At 53.1% G+C, this 16,341-nt stretch carries 13 protein-coding genes; 9 read left to right on the forward strand and 4 right to left on the reverse strand.

All coding sequences use genetic code 11. The annotated features are described in order from the left end of the window. Window positions 1-714 precede the first annotated feature (714 nt). The 6 genes from MK110_09010 (at window position 715) to MK110_09035 (ending at window position 6,263) form a co-directional block, all read left to right on the forward strand. Entirely contained in the window at window positions 715-1,599 is an 885-nt protein-coding gene (locus MK110_09010) for a hypothetical protein (protein ID MCH2211429.1), read from the forward strand. Continuing rightward, on the forward strand, window positions 1,596-2,630 hold the full coding sequence (locus MK110_09015) for an RluA family pseudouridine synthase (GenBank protein MCH2211430.1): 1,035 nt from the start codon (window positions 1,596-1,598) through the stop codon (window positions 2,628-2,630). Before MK110_09010 ends, MK110_09015 begins: the two co-directional genes overlap by 4 nt. 15 nt (window positions 2,631-2,645) lie before the next feature. Further along, on the forward strand, window positions 2,646-3,521 hold the full coding sequence (locus MK110_09020; GenBank protein ID MCH2211431.1) for a fumarylacetoacetate hydrolase family protein: 876 nt from the start codon (window positions 2,646-2,648) through the stop codon (window positions 3,519-3,521). Between the two features lie 126 nt (window positions 3,522-3,647). Next, complete coding sequence (locus MK110_09025; protein ID MCH2211432.1) at window positions 3,648-4,034, forward strand: cupin domain-containing protein; 387 nt, start codon at window positions 3,648-3,650, stop codon at window positions 4,032-4,034. A gap of 467 nt (window positions 4,035-4,501) precedes the next feature. Further along, window positions 4,502-4,783, forward strand: a complete 282-nt coding sequence (locus MK110_09030; GenBank protein MCH2211433.1) for a hypothetical protein — start codon at window positions 4,502-4,504, stop codon at window positions 4,781-4,783. Between the two features lie 34 nt (window positions 4,784-4,817). Beyond that, a complete protein-coding gene (locus MK110_09035) occupies window positions 4,818-6,263 on the forward strand; it encodes a glycoside hydrolase family 13 protein (protein MCH2211434.1) in 1,446 nt (481 codons plus the stop codon). Here MK110_09035 and MK110_09040 read toward each other — a convergent pair. From MK110_09040 to MK110_09050, 3 genes are all read right to left on the reverse strand, one after another. Then, a complete protein-coding gene (locus tag MK110_09040; GenBank protein ID MCH2211435.1) occupies window positions 6,255-7,217 on the reverse strand; it encodes a 3-hydroxyacyl-CoA dehydrogenase NAD-binding domain-containing protein in 963 nt (320 codons plus the stop codon). The two genes, MK110_09035 and MK110_09040, sit on opposite strands and share 9 nt — an antisense overlap. Window positions 7,218-7,559: 342 nt before the next feature. Then, on the reverse strand, window positions 7,560-8,624 hold the full coding sequence (locus tag MK110_09045) for an NAD-dependent epimerase/dehydratase family protein (protein ID MCH2211436.1): 1,065 nt from the start codon (window positions 8,622-8,624) through the stop codon (window positions 7,560-7,562). Further along, complete coding sequence (locus tag MK110_09050) at window positions 8,621-10,186, reverse strand: arylsulfatase (GenBank protein ID MCH2211437.1); 1,566 nt, start codon at window positions 10,184-10,186, stop codon at window positions 8,621-8,623. The genes MK110_09045 and MK110_09050 overlap by 4 nt, the downstream gene beginning before the upstream one ends. A gap of 982 nt (window positions 10,187-11,168) precedes the next feature. Between MK110_09050 and MK110_09055 the strand changes: the two genes are divergently transcribed. From MK110_09055 to MK110_09065, 3 genes are read left to right on the forward strand one after another with little or no spacing between them, the layout of a single operon-like run. Next, window positions 11,169-11,993 (forward strand): 4Fe-4S dicluster domain-containing protein, encoded by an 825-nt coding sequence (locus MK110_09055; GenBank protein MCH2211438.1) that lies wholly within the window; start codon window positions 11,169-11,171, stop codon window positions 11,991-11,993. Then, window positions 11,986-14,847 (forward strand): molybdopterin-dependent oxidoreductase, encoded by a 2,862-nt coding sequence (locus MK110_09060; GenBank protein MCH2211439.1) that lies wholly within the window; start codon window positions 11,986-11,988, stop codon window positions 14,845-14,847. The genes MK110_09055 and MK110_09060 overlap by 8 nt, the downstream gene beginning before the upstream one ends. Beyond that, window positions 14,844-15,428 (forward strand): molecular chaperone TorD family protein, encoded by a 585-nt coding sequence (locus tag MK110_09065; GenBank protein MCH2211440.1) that lies wholly within the window; start codon window positions 14,844-14,846, stop codon window positions 15,426-15,428. Before MK110_09060 ends, MK110_09065 begins: the two co-directional genes overlap by 4 nt. Window positions 15,429-15,606: 178 nt before the next feature. Here the strand turns inward: MK110_09065 and MK110_09070 are convergent, their stop codons facing one another. After that, on the reverse strand, window positions 15,607-16,179 hold the full coding sequence (locus tag MK110_09070; GenBank protein MCH2211441.1) for a hypothetical protein: 573 nt from the start codon (window positions 16,177-16,179) through the stop codon (window positions 15,607-15,609). Window positions 16,180-16,341 lie beyond the last annotated feature (162 nt).

Raw genomic sequence — 16,341 nt, forward strand, 5'->3', positions numbered from 1 at the left:
TGGATCGTCGGTATTCCGACGGTCTGTGGTCTCACGTGAAAACGCCAGCCAGATGAATCACGGTCAAGGATAACACACTTTACTTAGTGTCCCGTGACCAGTTCTAAAACCATCAATTCAAATCTGTGACCCGGTCTGCTGCCCGGGAGAATTGTTTGCCTGCTTATTATTGAGTTTACGGTCCCGACAGCACACCACAATCTGGTAGAAAATCTTTTATAGTACTGACTTATATGATATCGCACTGTGCTCCGGAGCACCAGTACTGACCTGTTTTTCTGTGTGTCCCTGTGTTCAAAGATTTGAATCTCATGAATTTACCGCCCGCTGCTTGTGGCTGACAACGAGAGCGCGTGAGAAAAAGGAGCGGCATACGGAAATTCACACAAATCATGGCTTAGTTATTATCCGTACAACCTGCACCCGTCACGGGAATTGACTGACGAATAAGGTTTCCCGACGCAGTTCGTCCCGTCGGCATTCAAGCACTGGAATGAGACATGGTTCCGGAAATGTGTTTTTTGACGAATCATTGCTTTGGGGTGATGGAACTTTGTTCCTGTGTTGACTGGTGGGACCAAATCCGGTGCTCTTGACCGGAAGTCATTGGCACATCTATACTTTTTTGCATCCTATAAAGGATGATGTGGTGTTCGCGGTGTTCGCGGGTACTTGGTTGATCAATTTAAATCAGCAGCGCAGTTCCCCCATTTTATGTCGGACAAGCAATACACTCATCAGAGCAACGCAACTCATCTCGAACTCGCACTTCGCCGTGCGAAACCTTGGTTTGAGGCAAATGCTACATTTCTGATTTATGGTTTGGCGGCGGTGCTTGCAGTTGCAGCGGTGGTGGTTTGGTTTGGTCGTCAGCCGGAAGCAAATACGGGTGTTTCAACGCTGCTGATGGATGCAAGTTCACCGGAGGATTTTCAAGACATAGCGGACCAGTACGACGGAACGCCGCTGGGAATTCTGGCTCGACTCAAACAGGCGGAAGAACGACTCCAAAGTGCCTTCAGAAAGATGTTTACTGATCGAGCTGCAGCCAATATCGAGCTCGCTGATGCTGAAGTTGCGCTCGGCCGTCTGGGTGACCTGAAACAACTTGATTCCATTGTGCGCCAACGTGTTCTTCTTGGACTGGCACGTCTTGCTGAAATTCGTTGTGATGGAACGGCAGATTCACTGCAGTCGGCCGCTAATGCATGGCAGAACGTTCTCGACCAGGAAGGTGTGTCCATTGCTGCAGATTATGCGGAAGGACGAATGGAAGCGATGAAGGATCCTGCGACTGCCACGTTTTACGCCTGGTTTCACGGTTTGGATCCCAAACCCGCAGATGATCTCGATGTTCCCGCATTTTCCGGTGGTTCATCTTTCGGACCAGGCACGCCCGTGCCGGCAGTGCCAAATGAGGGTACCGGCAGTCTGCCTGATCTGAGTCTGCCGGTACTGGATGAAATTGGGATTGATGAGTCTGCTGAAGCTTCCGGGACAGATTCTGACTCTTCTCAGCAACCCTCCGGCGACGATGTGGATGCTCCCGAACCCGCAGCTGAACAACCGGTCGAACCTGATACTGAAACGGGCGAATGACGGCTGATCCGGCTGATGATTTTCACAATCGTCACTCCGATTTTAAGAACGGCGAACCGGTTCATATTACAGTGGAGGCACGAGCCCACGGCTGGCGGCTTGATCACTATCTCACTCGACTGTTCCCGAACCACAGCAGAGCTGCGCTTCAGCGAACAATTCAGAATGAACACACACTCCTGAACGGACTGGTCACACGTTCATCGCGCAGACTGCGGGTTAACGACCGCATTGAGATACAGCTGCCGGACGGAGATGAGGGTCGGATACGTCCAGAGAACATCCCGTTAGACGTGTTGTACGAAGATGATTCTCTTATCGTTGTGAATAAAAAACCAGGTATGGTGGTTCATCCTGGTCGTGGAAACTACTCCGGAACTCTCACGGCGGCCCTCCAGTTTCACTTTGACACACTGAGTGATTCTGCGGGAAAACACCGTCCGGGAATCGTTCACCGACTGGATCGTGACACCTCGGGGGTGATTGTGGTGGCCCGGGATAATCAGGTTCATCAACTTATTTCAAGGCAGTTTGAGCAGCGTAAAGTCCGTAAGGAATACCGAGCGATCGTACGAGGTGTTCCGGAACTGGCATGTGATACCATTCGAACCCATGTTTGCGTGCATCCCCGTGTCCGTGAAAAAATGACTGTTTGTATACCCGGTGGTCGCTCACGTGAAGCGGTCACCGTGTATCGTACAGCTGAAGAATTTGGCCGGTGGGCTTTGATGGAACTGCATCCGCAAACCGGTCGTACTCACCAGTTGCGAGTTCACATGCTGCATATTGGAACTCCGATCCTTGCTGATCGACTTTACAGCGGGAATCAAACATTCACATCTGAGGATTTGTCGGGTGCAGCGGGATCGGAAAGTTCCGGTCCCCTACTTTCGCGACAGGCGCTCCACGCCTTTCGACTCACAATTCGACATCCTGTGAGTGGCATGCAAATGCAATTTGAAGCACCATTACCATCTGACATGCAGCAAACACTGTGTGCTTTGCGCAATTACCATCAGAACGGAACATAGACGACGAGGAATATGATGAAGCTGGCCAGAGTCAGAAAATCGGACGGAATCGTGGAGGTTGTGCAGGACTGCGGCGATCATGTACTCACGTTAGACCTTACCCAGGTCGAAACATGCGAGACACTTGCGGATGTTCTTCACTCTGAAGATCCGGTTGGACTGGCTCGCTTCCTGCTGCGTCCCGAAACGGCACCTGTTCCGGTTCAAAACGTGACCTTTCTGGCTCCGATTGATGACCAGGAAGTCTGGGCAGCCGGCGTTACCTACAAACGCAGCCAGGTCGCTCGAATGGAAGAATCGGAAACCGGAGCGGATCATTACGATCGCGTCTATACAGCCGATCGTCCGGAACTGTTTTTTAAAGGAATGGCTTCACGAGTTTCCGGGCCCGGAGATCCGGTACGAGTTCGCAGTGACAGCAACTGGTCCGTTCCGGAACCGGAATTCACCCTGGTGATCAGTCCTGTCGGGAAGATTGTCGGCTATACCGTTGGAAATGACGTGTCGGCGCGCGACATTGAAGGTGAGAATCCTTTGTATCTTCCACAGGCCAAGGTCTATCGGCAGTGCGCTGCCGCCGGCCCTTCCATTCTGCTGGCCGGGGAACCGCTGGATCCGGCCGAGACAAAAATTCGACTCACGATCGAGCGGGGAGGTTCGGAATTGGTTTCAAGTGAGACAGCGCTGTCACAGATGGCGAGGGAATTCGAGGACCTTGTCTCCTGGCTGTTTCGCGAAGACGAATTTCCCAACGGCGCTCTCATGATGACCGGGACTGGTATTGTACCTCCTGACGAATTTACTCTTGAGGATGGAGATCAGGTTTCGATCGAAGTCACCGGAATCGGGACACTCACAAATCCGGTCGTTAAGAGTCATTCGGGAAGTTGAATTACCTGGCTAGTGAGAAGTTGATGATTGTTCTGTTCAGTCCCCGCTGTTCCCGTTTCGGGATTCGAAGTCGATTCGGAGATCTTTGGTGCACGAACCGGCCGGCTTTGTCCTGGATATGACTGAATGAAGCACATTTCTGCGCACAGCGGGTCGTTCGTTCCGGCGTCTCACGAAGATCCTGCCAGTCCTGGCGTTCTGAAACGCGTGATTGCCACTCATCGTGATTTACCGTCGGGGCAGGTGATGATGGTCAACTGGGCCAGACTTCCCGGCGGTTCGGCATTTCAGTCACATTATCACGAAGATATGCATGAGGTTTTTGTGTTGATTTCGGGAAGAGTGCGAATGACCGTCAGTGACGCTGTGGTAGAGATGGCTGCCGGCGATACCGTGATCGTGGAGCCTCTCGAAATTCACTCGATGCAGAACCTGATGGATTCTATTGCAGAGTACGTTGTCTTTGGGCTTTCCGTCGGTCATGGTGGCAGGACAGTTGTTGTAAACCAGTAAGAAATTCCGAATGTGACAATCCAGCGGATTGTGTTTGCTGCGTCAGAGCAGGTCACTGTGATCATGACTACAGCGCTGCTGTATTGTTTAGTAAATCAGGGTTTTAGGCGGTTGGAGATGATGGCTCCGCCTTTCCCCGTTTGGTGTTGAGTGAGGGTCAAATTCAAAACGTAGTGACAGTCGGTATCGAGTCCGGACGGTCGAAGGTCACAGTCTGCTGTGGAAAGTTTCATGTCAGTCCCGGGCTGACGTCGTCGGTCATCTGCCTGTGCTCTCTCAGATTTACGATGCCCTCACTAAAGGTCATCGACACAAACTGCCGACGGTGTCAGGAGTTACGTCAGGCGATTTGATGACTGAGTGTGAAACAGTGTTTCACTCCAGATCTGAGAATCCGTCTGTGTTGGGGCGGCTGGAGTTTTCCGGACAGCCTCGCTGATTTAGATTTAACAGCAGGAGACCCTGTTATGATTTCTATCATTCGCCGCCTGGTTCTGGCTTTGGCTGTGGTCATTGCGATCGGAGCAGTTCCGATCGGAGAATCACAGATATTGGCGTGTCCGAACTGTAAGGCTGCCAATGAGACAGACAGCCTGAAACCTCGAGCCTATATGTACAGCATCCTGTTCATGATTGGGATGCCGGCGATGATCTTCACCGGATTCTCGGTGAGCTTTTGGCAAATGTCACGTAAGGCTCAGCTTGAACAGACGGACGAGGACTTAGTCATCCGGCAGGATGTCATATAGTTTTTCCCGATGATTCAACGGGACGATGTCGCCGATGTCAGACGACATGCCGGACTGGGTCCGTGACGCTGTTTTCTATCAGATTTTTCCTGATCGGTTTGCCCGTGGTTCTGCTGTGCCACCGGTTGCATATCTTGAAGACTGGGATGCTGCCCCAACCCCGCACGGATTCAAAGGGGGGACGCTCGACGGTATTACTGAACGGCTTGATTATCTGACCGAGCTGGGAATCAATGCTCTATATTTGTGTCCGGTCTTCTCCTCTGCCTGCAACCATCGATACCACACGTACGACTACTATCAGGTCGATCCGTTGCTTGGCGGTAACAAAGCGCTGCGGAACCTGCTGGACAACTGCCACGCGCGCGGTGTCAGACTGATTCTGGATGGTGTGTTTAATCACGCGAGTCGTGGGTTCTGGCAGTTTCACCACGTGCTGGAGAATGGTGCTGCATCACCCTATCGCGACTGGTTCCATTTTGATCCCGCACGACTGTGCGGGCAGCGACGGTTTCAGCCGTATCCGTCCGAGTCGGTGACGGCAGAACTTGCTGGCGGTGCGGGTAGTCTGGAAACGATCGGCTATTCGGCGTGGTGGAATCTTCCTGCACTTCCAAAATTCAATACGGACTGTACCGAAGCCCGTGAATTCCTGTTGAGGGTTGGGGAGTACTGGATCGAATTTGGTATTGATGGCTGGCGTCTTGATGTTCCGAATGAAATTGATGATGGCGAATTCTGGCGGGAGTTTCGCCGGCGTGTGCGGGCGATCAATCCTGATGCTTACATTGTCGGTGAGGTCTGGGGAGATGCGGCAGTATGGCTCCAGGGAGATATGTGGGATGCCGTGATGAATTATCAGGTCACGGCTGCCTGCCTGGGTTTCTTTGGTGGTTCGCACCTTGATCTTGAACTGGCCCGGCAACCATCTTCGTTTGGTCACGTTCGCCGGTTGTCATCCATTGAGTTTGCTGATGAGATCAATCGGATTCTGAACAGTTATCCGCAGTGTGTGACGGAGTCGCAGTTGAATCTGCTCGACAGTCACGATATGCCGCGTTTTGTCAGCTGTTGCGGTGGTGATACGGCGGCACTTCGGATGGCGTGGTTGTTTGTTTGCCTGTTACCTGGAACGCCCTGTGTCTACTACGGTGATGAAGTTGGCCTTGTCGGAGGTCAGGATCCTGACTGCCGACGAGGATTTCCATGGGACGAATCGAAACAGGACCGAACACTGCTGGACTGGTACAGGCAGTGTATTGAGTGGCGGAGAACGAGCCGGTTGTTCCGTCGAGGCTCGGTGACAATTACGGCCGACGGAGAGGGGCGTATTCTGATGACGTCCAATGGTGATCCGAAAATGGTGGCACTTTTCAATGTAAATGAAGATGCCATCTGTTTTGATCTGTCGCAGATGGCAGACCTGAAGGGAACGTTCGACATATCAGGTCGAACGGCCACCGTTGTTACATTATCGTGATTCGTCAGGCATCACGGTTTCAGAGAGGGCCTTCTGTGATGTCCGGGATGACCGATTGACAGTGTCGGGTTTCGGATATCGATAAAAACCGCGACCTGATTTGACTCCTAAATGTCCCTGCGCCACATAGGATTTGAGCAACTTTCGATTTCGACGAAAGGTCGGATCCAGTCGTGGCAGATGCAGCAGCCGTTTACACCAAAAATCATTGATAGACAGTATTGTGTCCAGTCCCACGCGGTCCATGATACGGAACGGTCCGGCTTCTGACTTAAGTACACCGGTGAAGGCCTGATCAACCTCCTCCGGGGATGCAATATCCTGCGCTGCCATTGAAAGAGCCTCCCGAAAGACACCAAACAGGAAACGATTGATGACGTAACCTCGATATTCCCGATTGAACACAATTGGGTTTTGGCCAATAGCCAGGGCAAACTCACGAAGTGTGTCAGTGAGTTGAGAAACGGCTGCTGCGGACGGCATGACATCGACGAAGTTGGAATCCCAGACATTGGGATGGAAATGCAGAGCGGCGAACTGCTGCGGCCGTTTTGAATACTTTGCAAGATCCTTTGGCAGGAGTGTTGAGGTGTTTGTTGTAAACAGCGTGTGTGACGGACAAAAAGAATCGAATTGTGCGAATACGCGACGTTTAAGCCACACGTCTTCCGGAACGGATTCAATCAGCAGGTCGACATCTTTAGCTGCAGTGACGGGATTGGCAATCCATTCAATCCTGTCCAGTGCATGATTGATTTTTTCCTGCGGCAGCTGAAGTTCCGCAGCCATCTGAGCTGCAAATTTCAGCAATGAAGTCCGGGACAGTGAAAGCTGTTCATCTGACACGTCATGCAGAACGACCGGAAACCCGTGTACGGCACACTGGAGACTGATCTGCTGCCCCATCGTTCCCCCGCCTGCAACCAGAACACGTTTGATTTTATTGAACGCCATAACCTGCCTCTGCAGTCCTGATGAAGTCGTGAATCTGAACGACCGTGCTTACCAATCAAACCTGTTTCATTTGAGCAGATCATTCGGGTGGGAGCAGCGGAGGGCCGGTGCGGGGAATCAGCAGGTGAGACCGTCTGAGGGATCGTCTGGTTAAAGTTCTGGTACACCAGTATTCTCTGCACCTGAAGACGAATCAACGGTGATGTCCGATGATTTGAACGAACATGCACGGTGTCTCCGTATACACGGGACGGTGACGACAAACTCGATGTCCAGCCAGTCCAGTCAGGATTTGCGCAGTGAATCCATCGTTTTCATTAAGGGGCATTCGTTACCGGAACGTCAGATGACGCGGAACAGGCCGGCATCAACAATCTGCTGAAAAAAATGTTTCAGTGATTCTTCGAACGGACGATAATCCAGACCCAGTTCACGCACACTTTTACTGTTGTCCGCACGCATCGGATGCCCGACATTTCTCCATACCATTTTTCGGGTTAACGTTTTATCCACGACCGGTCCGATCAGCCACACCAGCCATTTCGGCACTGTCTTTCGTGGAAACGGCCAGGTGTCACCAAAGTGATTCCGAAGTATTCGTCCAACCTCCGCGAAACTAGTGCTGTCTGCGGAAACAAGATAGCGTCCGCTGGCCGAGGGTGTGAATCCGGCTTTGATGTGAGCTTCAGCCACGTCCGTTACATCCACGGCTCCTATTCCGAAGTCGGGTACACCGGATTTTAGACTGCCGTCACCAAATTTTTTTATGAGTTCAAACGAAGCGGATGTCGCGTACGGACTGATTCCGGGACCGAGTACCATTGACGGGTTGATCGTAATCAGATCCCATCGTGTCTGCGTTCCCGCGATCTTCCATGCTTCGTGTTCTGCCAGTTGTTTGGAGTACGAATACGGCTGATGATTCAACGAAGAAGTCGTGTTCCAGTCTGCCTCAGTGAATTTGTTGTTTGCCGTGAATTCGACATCGGCCGAGTCTCCGTAGATCGCGGCGCAACTGCTGGTAACGACGACTCTTTTGACCGATTCTGTTCGACATGCTTCCTGCAAAACGTTGCGTGTTCCCAGCAGAGCAGGTTCGACCAGATCTTTCTGCGCGTCGTTAACGGACAGGAAACACGGTGACGCGGTGTGAAATACCAGTTCGCACGCCTGCATCGCTTCCGCATACGAACCGACTTCAAGCAAATTGGATCTGAAGAAGGAAAGACGACCTGGTGTACTGTCGGCCAGAAATTTCAGGTGTTTTAGTTTCTCCTCGTCATCGGGATTGCGGACTGCCGCGTGAACAGCGACTCCCTGTTCCAGCAGGCGTTTCACGATATGTCCGGCTATGTAACCGGTGGCTCCGGTGACCATTACCGGTCGACTTCTGTCAATCTGTCTCATTGTCGAACCTTCGCTGACTGGTCTCGATGCAATTCACGAAACTCCTGAGCGGTTGTTTCCCAGGCTGAGGCCAGATTCTGTGTGATTTGAGAGTTTTGTGTACTCAGGTCATGCTGCTCGCCGCGGTCCTCTGCAAGGTTGTACAGTGCCCAGGGCGCTCCTTTTGCAGCAACCAGTTTCCAGTTGCCTGCCCGGAACGCTCGATGTCCCTCATGCATCCACCACAAAGATTCGTGCCCTTCGATGTGAGGAGATTTAAATGCCGGTATCAGGGTTTTCCCCGGCAAGGCCGGAACCGGTCTTCCGTCGATTTCACTGATGGGGAGGATTTCAGCAATATCCAGAACTGTGGGCACAATATCGATCACATGTCCCAGTGTATGGCGAAGCTCATTCTTATGTTGAAATCCGTTGGGCCAGTGAGCAATCAGCGCTGTAGAAATACCGCCTTCGTGAACCCATGTTTTGTGGCGGCGAAACGGAGTGTTGCACATTGTTGACCAGCCCGGACCCAGGCACAGGTAGCTTTCAGCTGAGCCCGGTCGTGCATCTGGATTGTGTCCGTCACCTCGAACCATAATCTCCGCGCTTGCACCGTTGTCAGAAAAAAACAGAACCAAAGTATTCTCCAGAGTACGCATGACACGAAGCTGGTCAATAACCTTTCCAATCTGTTGATCCATGCGATCGATCATCGCAGCATGGACGGCCATCTTGCTGGCCTGAAATGTACGCTGTTGTTCGGTCAGTGACTGCCACAGCAACGGTCGGTTGACTTCACCAGATCCCAGAATGTCAAGATGCGCCGGAAAGTCGTACGGCGGACCAACTTCCCGTTCAACCGCTGAAAGCGGTACCGAAAACAATCCGAGGCGCCTTTGCTGATTTGCTCGTACTTCCCGGAAATATTCCCACCCCTTCAAGTAGCGGTCTTTGTATCGATCCACATCTTCTGGAGGGGCCTGCAGTGGGAAATGGGGAGCGGTAAACGCCAGAAAATGAAAAAATGGTTGGTCTGTATAGTGTTGCTGATGTTCCCGGAGGCAGTCGACCGCATGATCGGCGACTGCGTCTGAAACGTAAAAACCTGTGCCTCGCGGGACCGGGGCAATTCGAACATCATCCTCGACCAGATGTTCCGGATTGAAGAATCGATTGTGGTCACGCACGATGTAGGATCGGTCAAATCCATTCTGAACCGGCATTCCGTCGATATGCCATTTTCCTGAGTGATAGCTGCGGTAGCCGGCCCGTTTAAGTATTCTTGGAAGTAAAGGTGCCCAGCGGGGACGAGTGTTCTGTGTCCCACCCTCGAGACCTGGCAGAGAGTCTCGACGCACCTGTTGTGCGTAGTAGCCGGTGAGTAATGCAGCGCGTGTCGGCCAGCAGCGTGCCGTGTTGTAGAACTGAGTGAATCTCAGGCCGTTTGAGGCCAGTTTATCCAGATTTGGAGTTTGAATCTCGGATCCATAGCATCCGAGATCGGAATAGCCCAGGTCGTCGGCCAGAATCACCATAATGTTGGGACGTTCAGCAGAGTGGACTGCCGACAGGAAAAACATCGTCAACAGAACCGGACCACAGCAACGCATCTCTGCTCCCTGAACAACTGCTGGACTTAAATAATACTGTCGGACGGCTGTATGACTGATCTGTTTTCGCCCGGTTTCGTAATCCGCAGGTGTCGGCGATGGTAAGAATCAGCAGCCAACTCCTCCCATCGTAGTACACAACATGTCGGCGAATGCACAGTACGTTTCCCAAAAATAATTCGACAGCATCGAAACCGCCGGTGGCCGGTCACTGCGTTGTTATCGAAGTCGGGTTGGTCCGGAATTACGGGGATCCGGAGCAGTCCTGATCTGGTGCACCGCTCACAGTTTTTGCGGACAATACCTTTGAACGCGAACCTGAAAACCGATCGGTGGTGTCCGTTCAGTCAGGTCGGCGCTCTGCATTCGCAGCAAATGACCACTCTTCCCTGGTTAACGACGGGTACGGTCCATAACAGCACGGAGCTAGTTTACGTTTGTCTGATCGGACGTGCCGGAGTGGAAAATTGATCGATCCGGCAGTGGTGTGACTGATCGAAAGTTCTACTGCAGCAGCCCCAGGATTCGACAGTCGTTTCCCGTACAATACGGGCCGCAGAATCTTTGGCGAATCGAGTTCAGTTTTGCCCCCGATGATGTGCCGCGGAGTCGTGTGACTGACATTAATTATATTCGCCTATACGGGATCCGTTTTTTACTTGGTTGACATTAGGATCAGCGACCTTAAAAAGGGGGTGATTCTGATTGGTCACGAATTGGAAAAATCAAGGTAGTGACCTGTGACGTGCGAGACATTGATGCAATACGATTTGCCCCACGGCTGTTTCTCTCTTCCCTTCACGTGACTGCTTATCACGTAATCGGCCGGGCTTGTTGTTTCGTTTCTAACACTTGCGCTCGGGCTGCTGACGGTGCGGTCGTACCGTCATGATTTGCAGTTAACTGAGCGTTTCTTTCTGCAGTCCGATGCAGATGTTCTCTAGGTGCCGTCATGTCCGAGAAAAATCCCAATCGCCGTGAGTTTTTAAGCAGGTCATCTGTAGCCCTGCCGATTGTTTCCCTGTCGACTGAGGAATCCCCGACTGATTCGAAGCCCGACGATAAATTTCAGCCTGAAGAAAACTGGCGCGAGCGAATGAAGGCACCGGATGACGGCACGAAGTTCGGCTGGTTCGTTGATACGCGCCGCTGTTTCGGTTGTCACGGATGCGAGGTGAGCTGTAAGGCTGAAAATGATGTGCCTCTGGGAAATTATATTCGACAGACCATCTACAAAGATGTTGGAGACTACCCGAAGGTTGCTCGTGTGTTCCTGCCGATGTCGTGTCAGCACTGTGAGGATGCACCCTGTATTAAGGCATGCCCCTGTGGTGCCTTGCATAAGGAAGCGGGCGGGACTGTTGCGGTTGATTATGATGTGTGTTCGGGGCACGGTACCTGTGTGGACGTCTGTCCTTACGGCGCAATTTATCTCGATCCCGTGGCGCGGCAGGCCGTGAAATGTCATAACTGTTACCATCGAACTGAGATCGGTATGGAACCGGCCTGCGTTCCAACGTGTCCTTCGGAAGCGCTTTATTATGGCGATCTCAATGATCCTGAGTCGAAAATCAACCGGGCCATGGCCGAGGCCGAGGCCGACGACGGTGAATTGAAGCAGTTGCGGCCCGAGAAAGGGACCAGTCCGCGGATGTGGTTTGCCGGACCTGCTCCCGTGGAAGCGGAAGAAGATGTACCGCGGGAAGGTGAGTCTTACAGCCCCGATGCGTACAGCATCTACAGCTGGAAGAAATCAGGAACGCAGGCTCATGAATGATAATCAAGAGTCACGGCGTCGTTTCCTCGAACTCGGTATGGCAGCCGGTACCGTAGCCGGTCTGGCCGCATTCGGTTGCCGGGACGGGAAACATCAGTCACAGCCGGGGCCTGGGACTCGGGAGGATGCCTCCGCGACGTCTCCGGCGGGCGACCTTGAAACATGGAAGAAATTGAAAGGCACTCCTTACGAAACGGGTGACTTTAAAACGATGCCGGGAGTATGTCAGTTACCCGGTCCGCTGGCCAGGCGCAACTGGCCGGATCGCAACAAGTACAAAAATGCCCGAAAGGTACCGGGCATGTGTCAGCTGTGCAGCACTGTTTGTGGCATTATCGGATACGTAAAAGACGGCCGCGTCCTCAAGATCGAAGGCAATCCGAATGATCCCAACAGCCGTGGACACCTCTGCGCCCGCGGCCAGGCTGGTTTGAACCATCTGTACCATCCCGAACGCCTGCTGTATCCCCTGCGGCGTGTGGGGAAACGTGGCGAGGGAAAATGGAAGAGGATTACCTGGGACGAGGCTCTGGACGAAATCGCCACGCGACTGAAGGTCGTTCGCGAAAGCGGCCGGCCGGAAGAGTTTGCTTTTCATCAGGGCCGTCAGCGGAGCAAAGACGCCCTGGCTCGGTTCCTCAATGCTTTCGGAACCAAAACACAGTTGAGTCATCGAGCGCTTTGTTCCGGTAACCGACGTGCGGCCAATCTGACCTATCTGTGGGAGAGTGACTGGGATCTGAACGACGTTGAGCATTCAAAATATATCCTCAACTTTGGCTCAAATGCCTTTGAAGCACACCAGGGGCACGTCCCGTTTGCGACGCGGATTCAAAACGGCCGTTTCCGGAACGGTGCCAAGCTGGTCACATTCGATGTGCGGATGTCCAACACGGCTGGTGGCAGCGACGAATGGTTTGCGCCCTTTCCAGGGACAGATGGTGCGATTGCGCTGGCCATGAGCCATGTGATCCTCAGAGAGAATCTTCATGACGCCGATTTCATTGAAGGCTGGACGAATGTCACAGTCGATGAGTTGCGGGAGCATCTGCAGACGTACACTCCCGAATGGGCCGAACAGATCAGCGGTGTCTCCGCCAAGGATATCCGACGCATTGCCATTGAGTTTGCGGAGGCCGCTCCGGCATGTACGACGATGTGTAACCGGGGAAGTTCGGCCCACATCAATGGTTTCTACAACGATCGAGCTATTAATTTATTGAACGCTGTCGTAGGCAGCGTCGGCAGGAAAGGCGGCTGGTGCTGGTCACCGTGGGGCGGACTTGATCCGCTGGTCAAAACACCTCCGATGCCGCCCGGTGCAAAGACATGGAGCGTATTGGAAGATCCGCCTGAGTACCCGCTGGCCAATGTTTGGCGGAGGATGCGCGTAGGGGAGGTGATTTACCTGTATTTGCTGCAGGGGCGGGCAAAACTTCAGGCCTACATGACTTACAACCTCGATTCGCCGCTGACCTGGCCGGAAGAAAGTCTGACGCAGAAGGTACTGACCGACGAAGACTCAATCGGGTTTCATGTCTGTATTAACTGTTTCTACAACGAAACGGCCCACTACGCTGACATCGTCCTGCCGTGGGCTACGTATATGGAACGCTGGGATCTGGATGCCCGTGCATCCTACAACCTGAGGCCGTATGTTGGTTTGCGGACACCGATGATTGAGCCTCTGGGTGAATCGAAAGACGTTCGTGAGTTCTTCCCCGAACTGGCCCGGCGGATTGGCGGCGGCATGGAACAGTGGTATCAGGAGTCGACCGAAGAATACATGGAACAGTGGGCATCGAATGTTCCGAAAAATCCTGTAACCGGAAAGCGGGGACTGGCGCGATTGCTTGAGGAAGGCGCCTGGGAAGGTGACAGAGAACCCTTTTATGAACCGTATAATATTCCACTGAGTGAAGACGACATGCACGGAGCCGGTATCGATGAATCGACCGGAGTGATTACGAAAAACGGCGTTGGCATCGGTATCATCAAAGATGGCAGACCCGTACGGGGTTTTGCCACTCCCAGCCGCCGTTTCGAAGTCCGCAGTCTGTTTGTCCAAAAGATCGGGCTTAATGAGGATTGTTCAGATCTGATCGCGGCCAGCGGCGTCACCAGGACGAAGAACCGAAACGAAAAACATCATGGTCACGAAGTTAATATCGACCAAATGCCGATTTGGTTCCAGCCGCAGGAGCATCGTGACCTGGGAGAGAATGAGTTGGTGATGACCAGCTTCAAGTGGAATGTTCACAACCATGGACGCACCATGAATCTGAAATGGCTGGCCGAGATTGTCCACTCGAATCCGGCTTGGATTAATCCTCAGACGGCGTCCCGATTTGGATTGAAAAACGGCGACTGGATTGAAGTGACATCGTACTATTCACAGGAAATCGAGAAGCAGTCGCCGCACTTAAAACGAGACGATCTGCAGGTTGATAACGGACGGCGTGTGGTGGCGACAATGAGGGTTCCGATTGTGTTAATGGAGGGCCTTCATCCGCAGGCGCTGGCGATGAGTAACAGCTGCGGGCACTGGCAGTACACGAATGTTGCTCAGGCGCGGCCAGGCGGTGTCGGTGTGCCTGACGAACCAAACGAATCGACAGTGGACCAATCAGCGACATATCTGGCAGGCAGCGATCCGGTGACTTATCGTGACGCCGACTGGGAACGGAACATGTGGTGGCAGGACACATCCGGCGGCGACCCGGAACGATGGACAGCGAATACCGGTAACGGCTGGAATCAGAACCGACTGATACCTATCACTCCGGATCCGGTCAGCGGGCAGCAGGCGTATCACGATACGGTCGTTTCGATCCGGAAGGTGGGCCTGACATGAAGCCGGCGGTGAACGAACTGGCCTCACTGGCCGGCACATACCGATTGTTGGCGCGACTGTGGATTCGGGAAGTCGACGGGCAGCTCCTGAAATCGCTTCAGGAGCCTCCGCTTTGCCAGGTCTTCACTCAGGCAGGAGGTCGGTTGCCTGACAGTGCCGCTTCATCGACGCTGGAAGAGCTGGCTGTGGACTACTGCCAGTTGTTTCTCGGACCTGCGAACCATCTGCCCCCGTTCCAGTCGGTCTGGCAGCGAGGCCAATTTCAGAGTGACTCGGCTGAATCAATGCGATCCTATGTTTCTCTTTTGGGTTGCGAAACGGGAGACCAGATGGACGATCATTTTGGTATTCAGCTCGAGGTGATGGGGCATCTGCTGGATTTTTCGCTGAGCACCGTTCAACACTCCGATGGTGTTCCGGATTTGCCTGGCACTTACTTCGCTGAACACCTTACCTGGGTGTTTCCGCTGTTTGAGGCCGCCGTCATACGGGCGAAGACAGAGTTTTATCGATCGACAATCTGCATGACTCGCGAATTTTTGAGTTCAGAAAAGGCAATATGGTCCGGCGCACGTTCTTAAAGGGAGTGCTGTCGGACCTTATTGAGTTCCGGGGAAGCCATTTTGTCCGGTTCGGTTTCAACTGCTTTAGTTTTTGTAAAACCGGTTCAATTTCGTGACTAATAAAACGATGTGGCATGCTTCCATCTTACGATCGGGTGTGCACGTCGCAATGGTTTCGGAGTCACCAGCGGACCGCTTACACAACCTCGGTACGGTTTCCTGTACAGGGACGGTACGGTGTATCGAACCCTCGATTGCCGGGAACGACGTTCAGCTGCTCGTGGAGTTGTGTGCATTGCTGCTCCCGGTCTTCTCTGAGTCGGCGGAGGTCGCTGCACCAGCCTGCCTCACTGCAACTGCGATGGCCGAGGACGTTGTTTAGTTCCAAGGGATCAGCCAGCAGGTCGTAAGCTCCGTCGCCGTATTCCGTGTCGCTCAGGTAAGCATGAGTTGTCGTTCGTACACCCTGTACCAGTTCTTTGCGTCGTCCGGCGCTGCAGGTGCCGGTGGGAAACGTGTTATGTCCCAGCAATTCTCCCCTGTAATTTCCGACCTGTGCGAACACCGCCTCGTGAAGTGGCTGTCGGGTTCCCGCACGTAACCATGCCAGCAGGTCTTTGCCCTGTGCGTAGTCGGGAACGTTCAGTCCTGCCAGGTTCAGCATGGTCGGAAACAGATCGACTGACTGAACCAATCCCTGGACCGTTTCATTTCGCGGTGCAGTGATTCCCGGTGAGGTGCGCTGAGAAGTGGTACATGCAGCAGACACTCGTACGGTACCTCGCACTTTTCGAACAGACCTTTTTCGCCCATGAAGTTTCCATGATCGGAGCTGACCACATACGCATCGCGGAACACAATCGCCTTATTCGCGAGGCCCCGTGTCGCGGGGCACTTGACCAGAAGGTGCACCGTACACACCGGTTGCCGA

The organism is Fuerstiella sp., from assembly GCA_022447225.1.
In the GTDB taxonomy this organism is placed as follows: Bacteria; Planctomycetota; Planctomycetia; order Planctomycetales; family Planctomycetaceae; genus S139-18.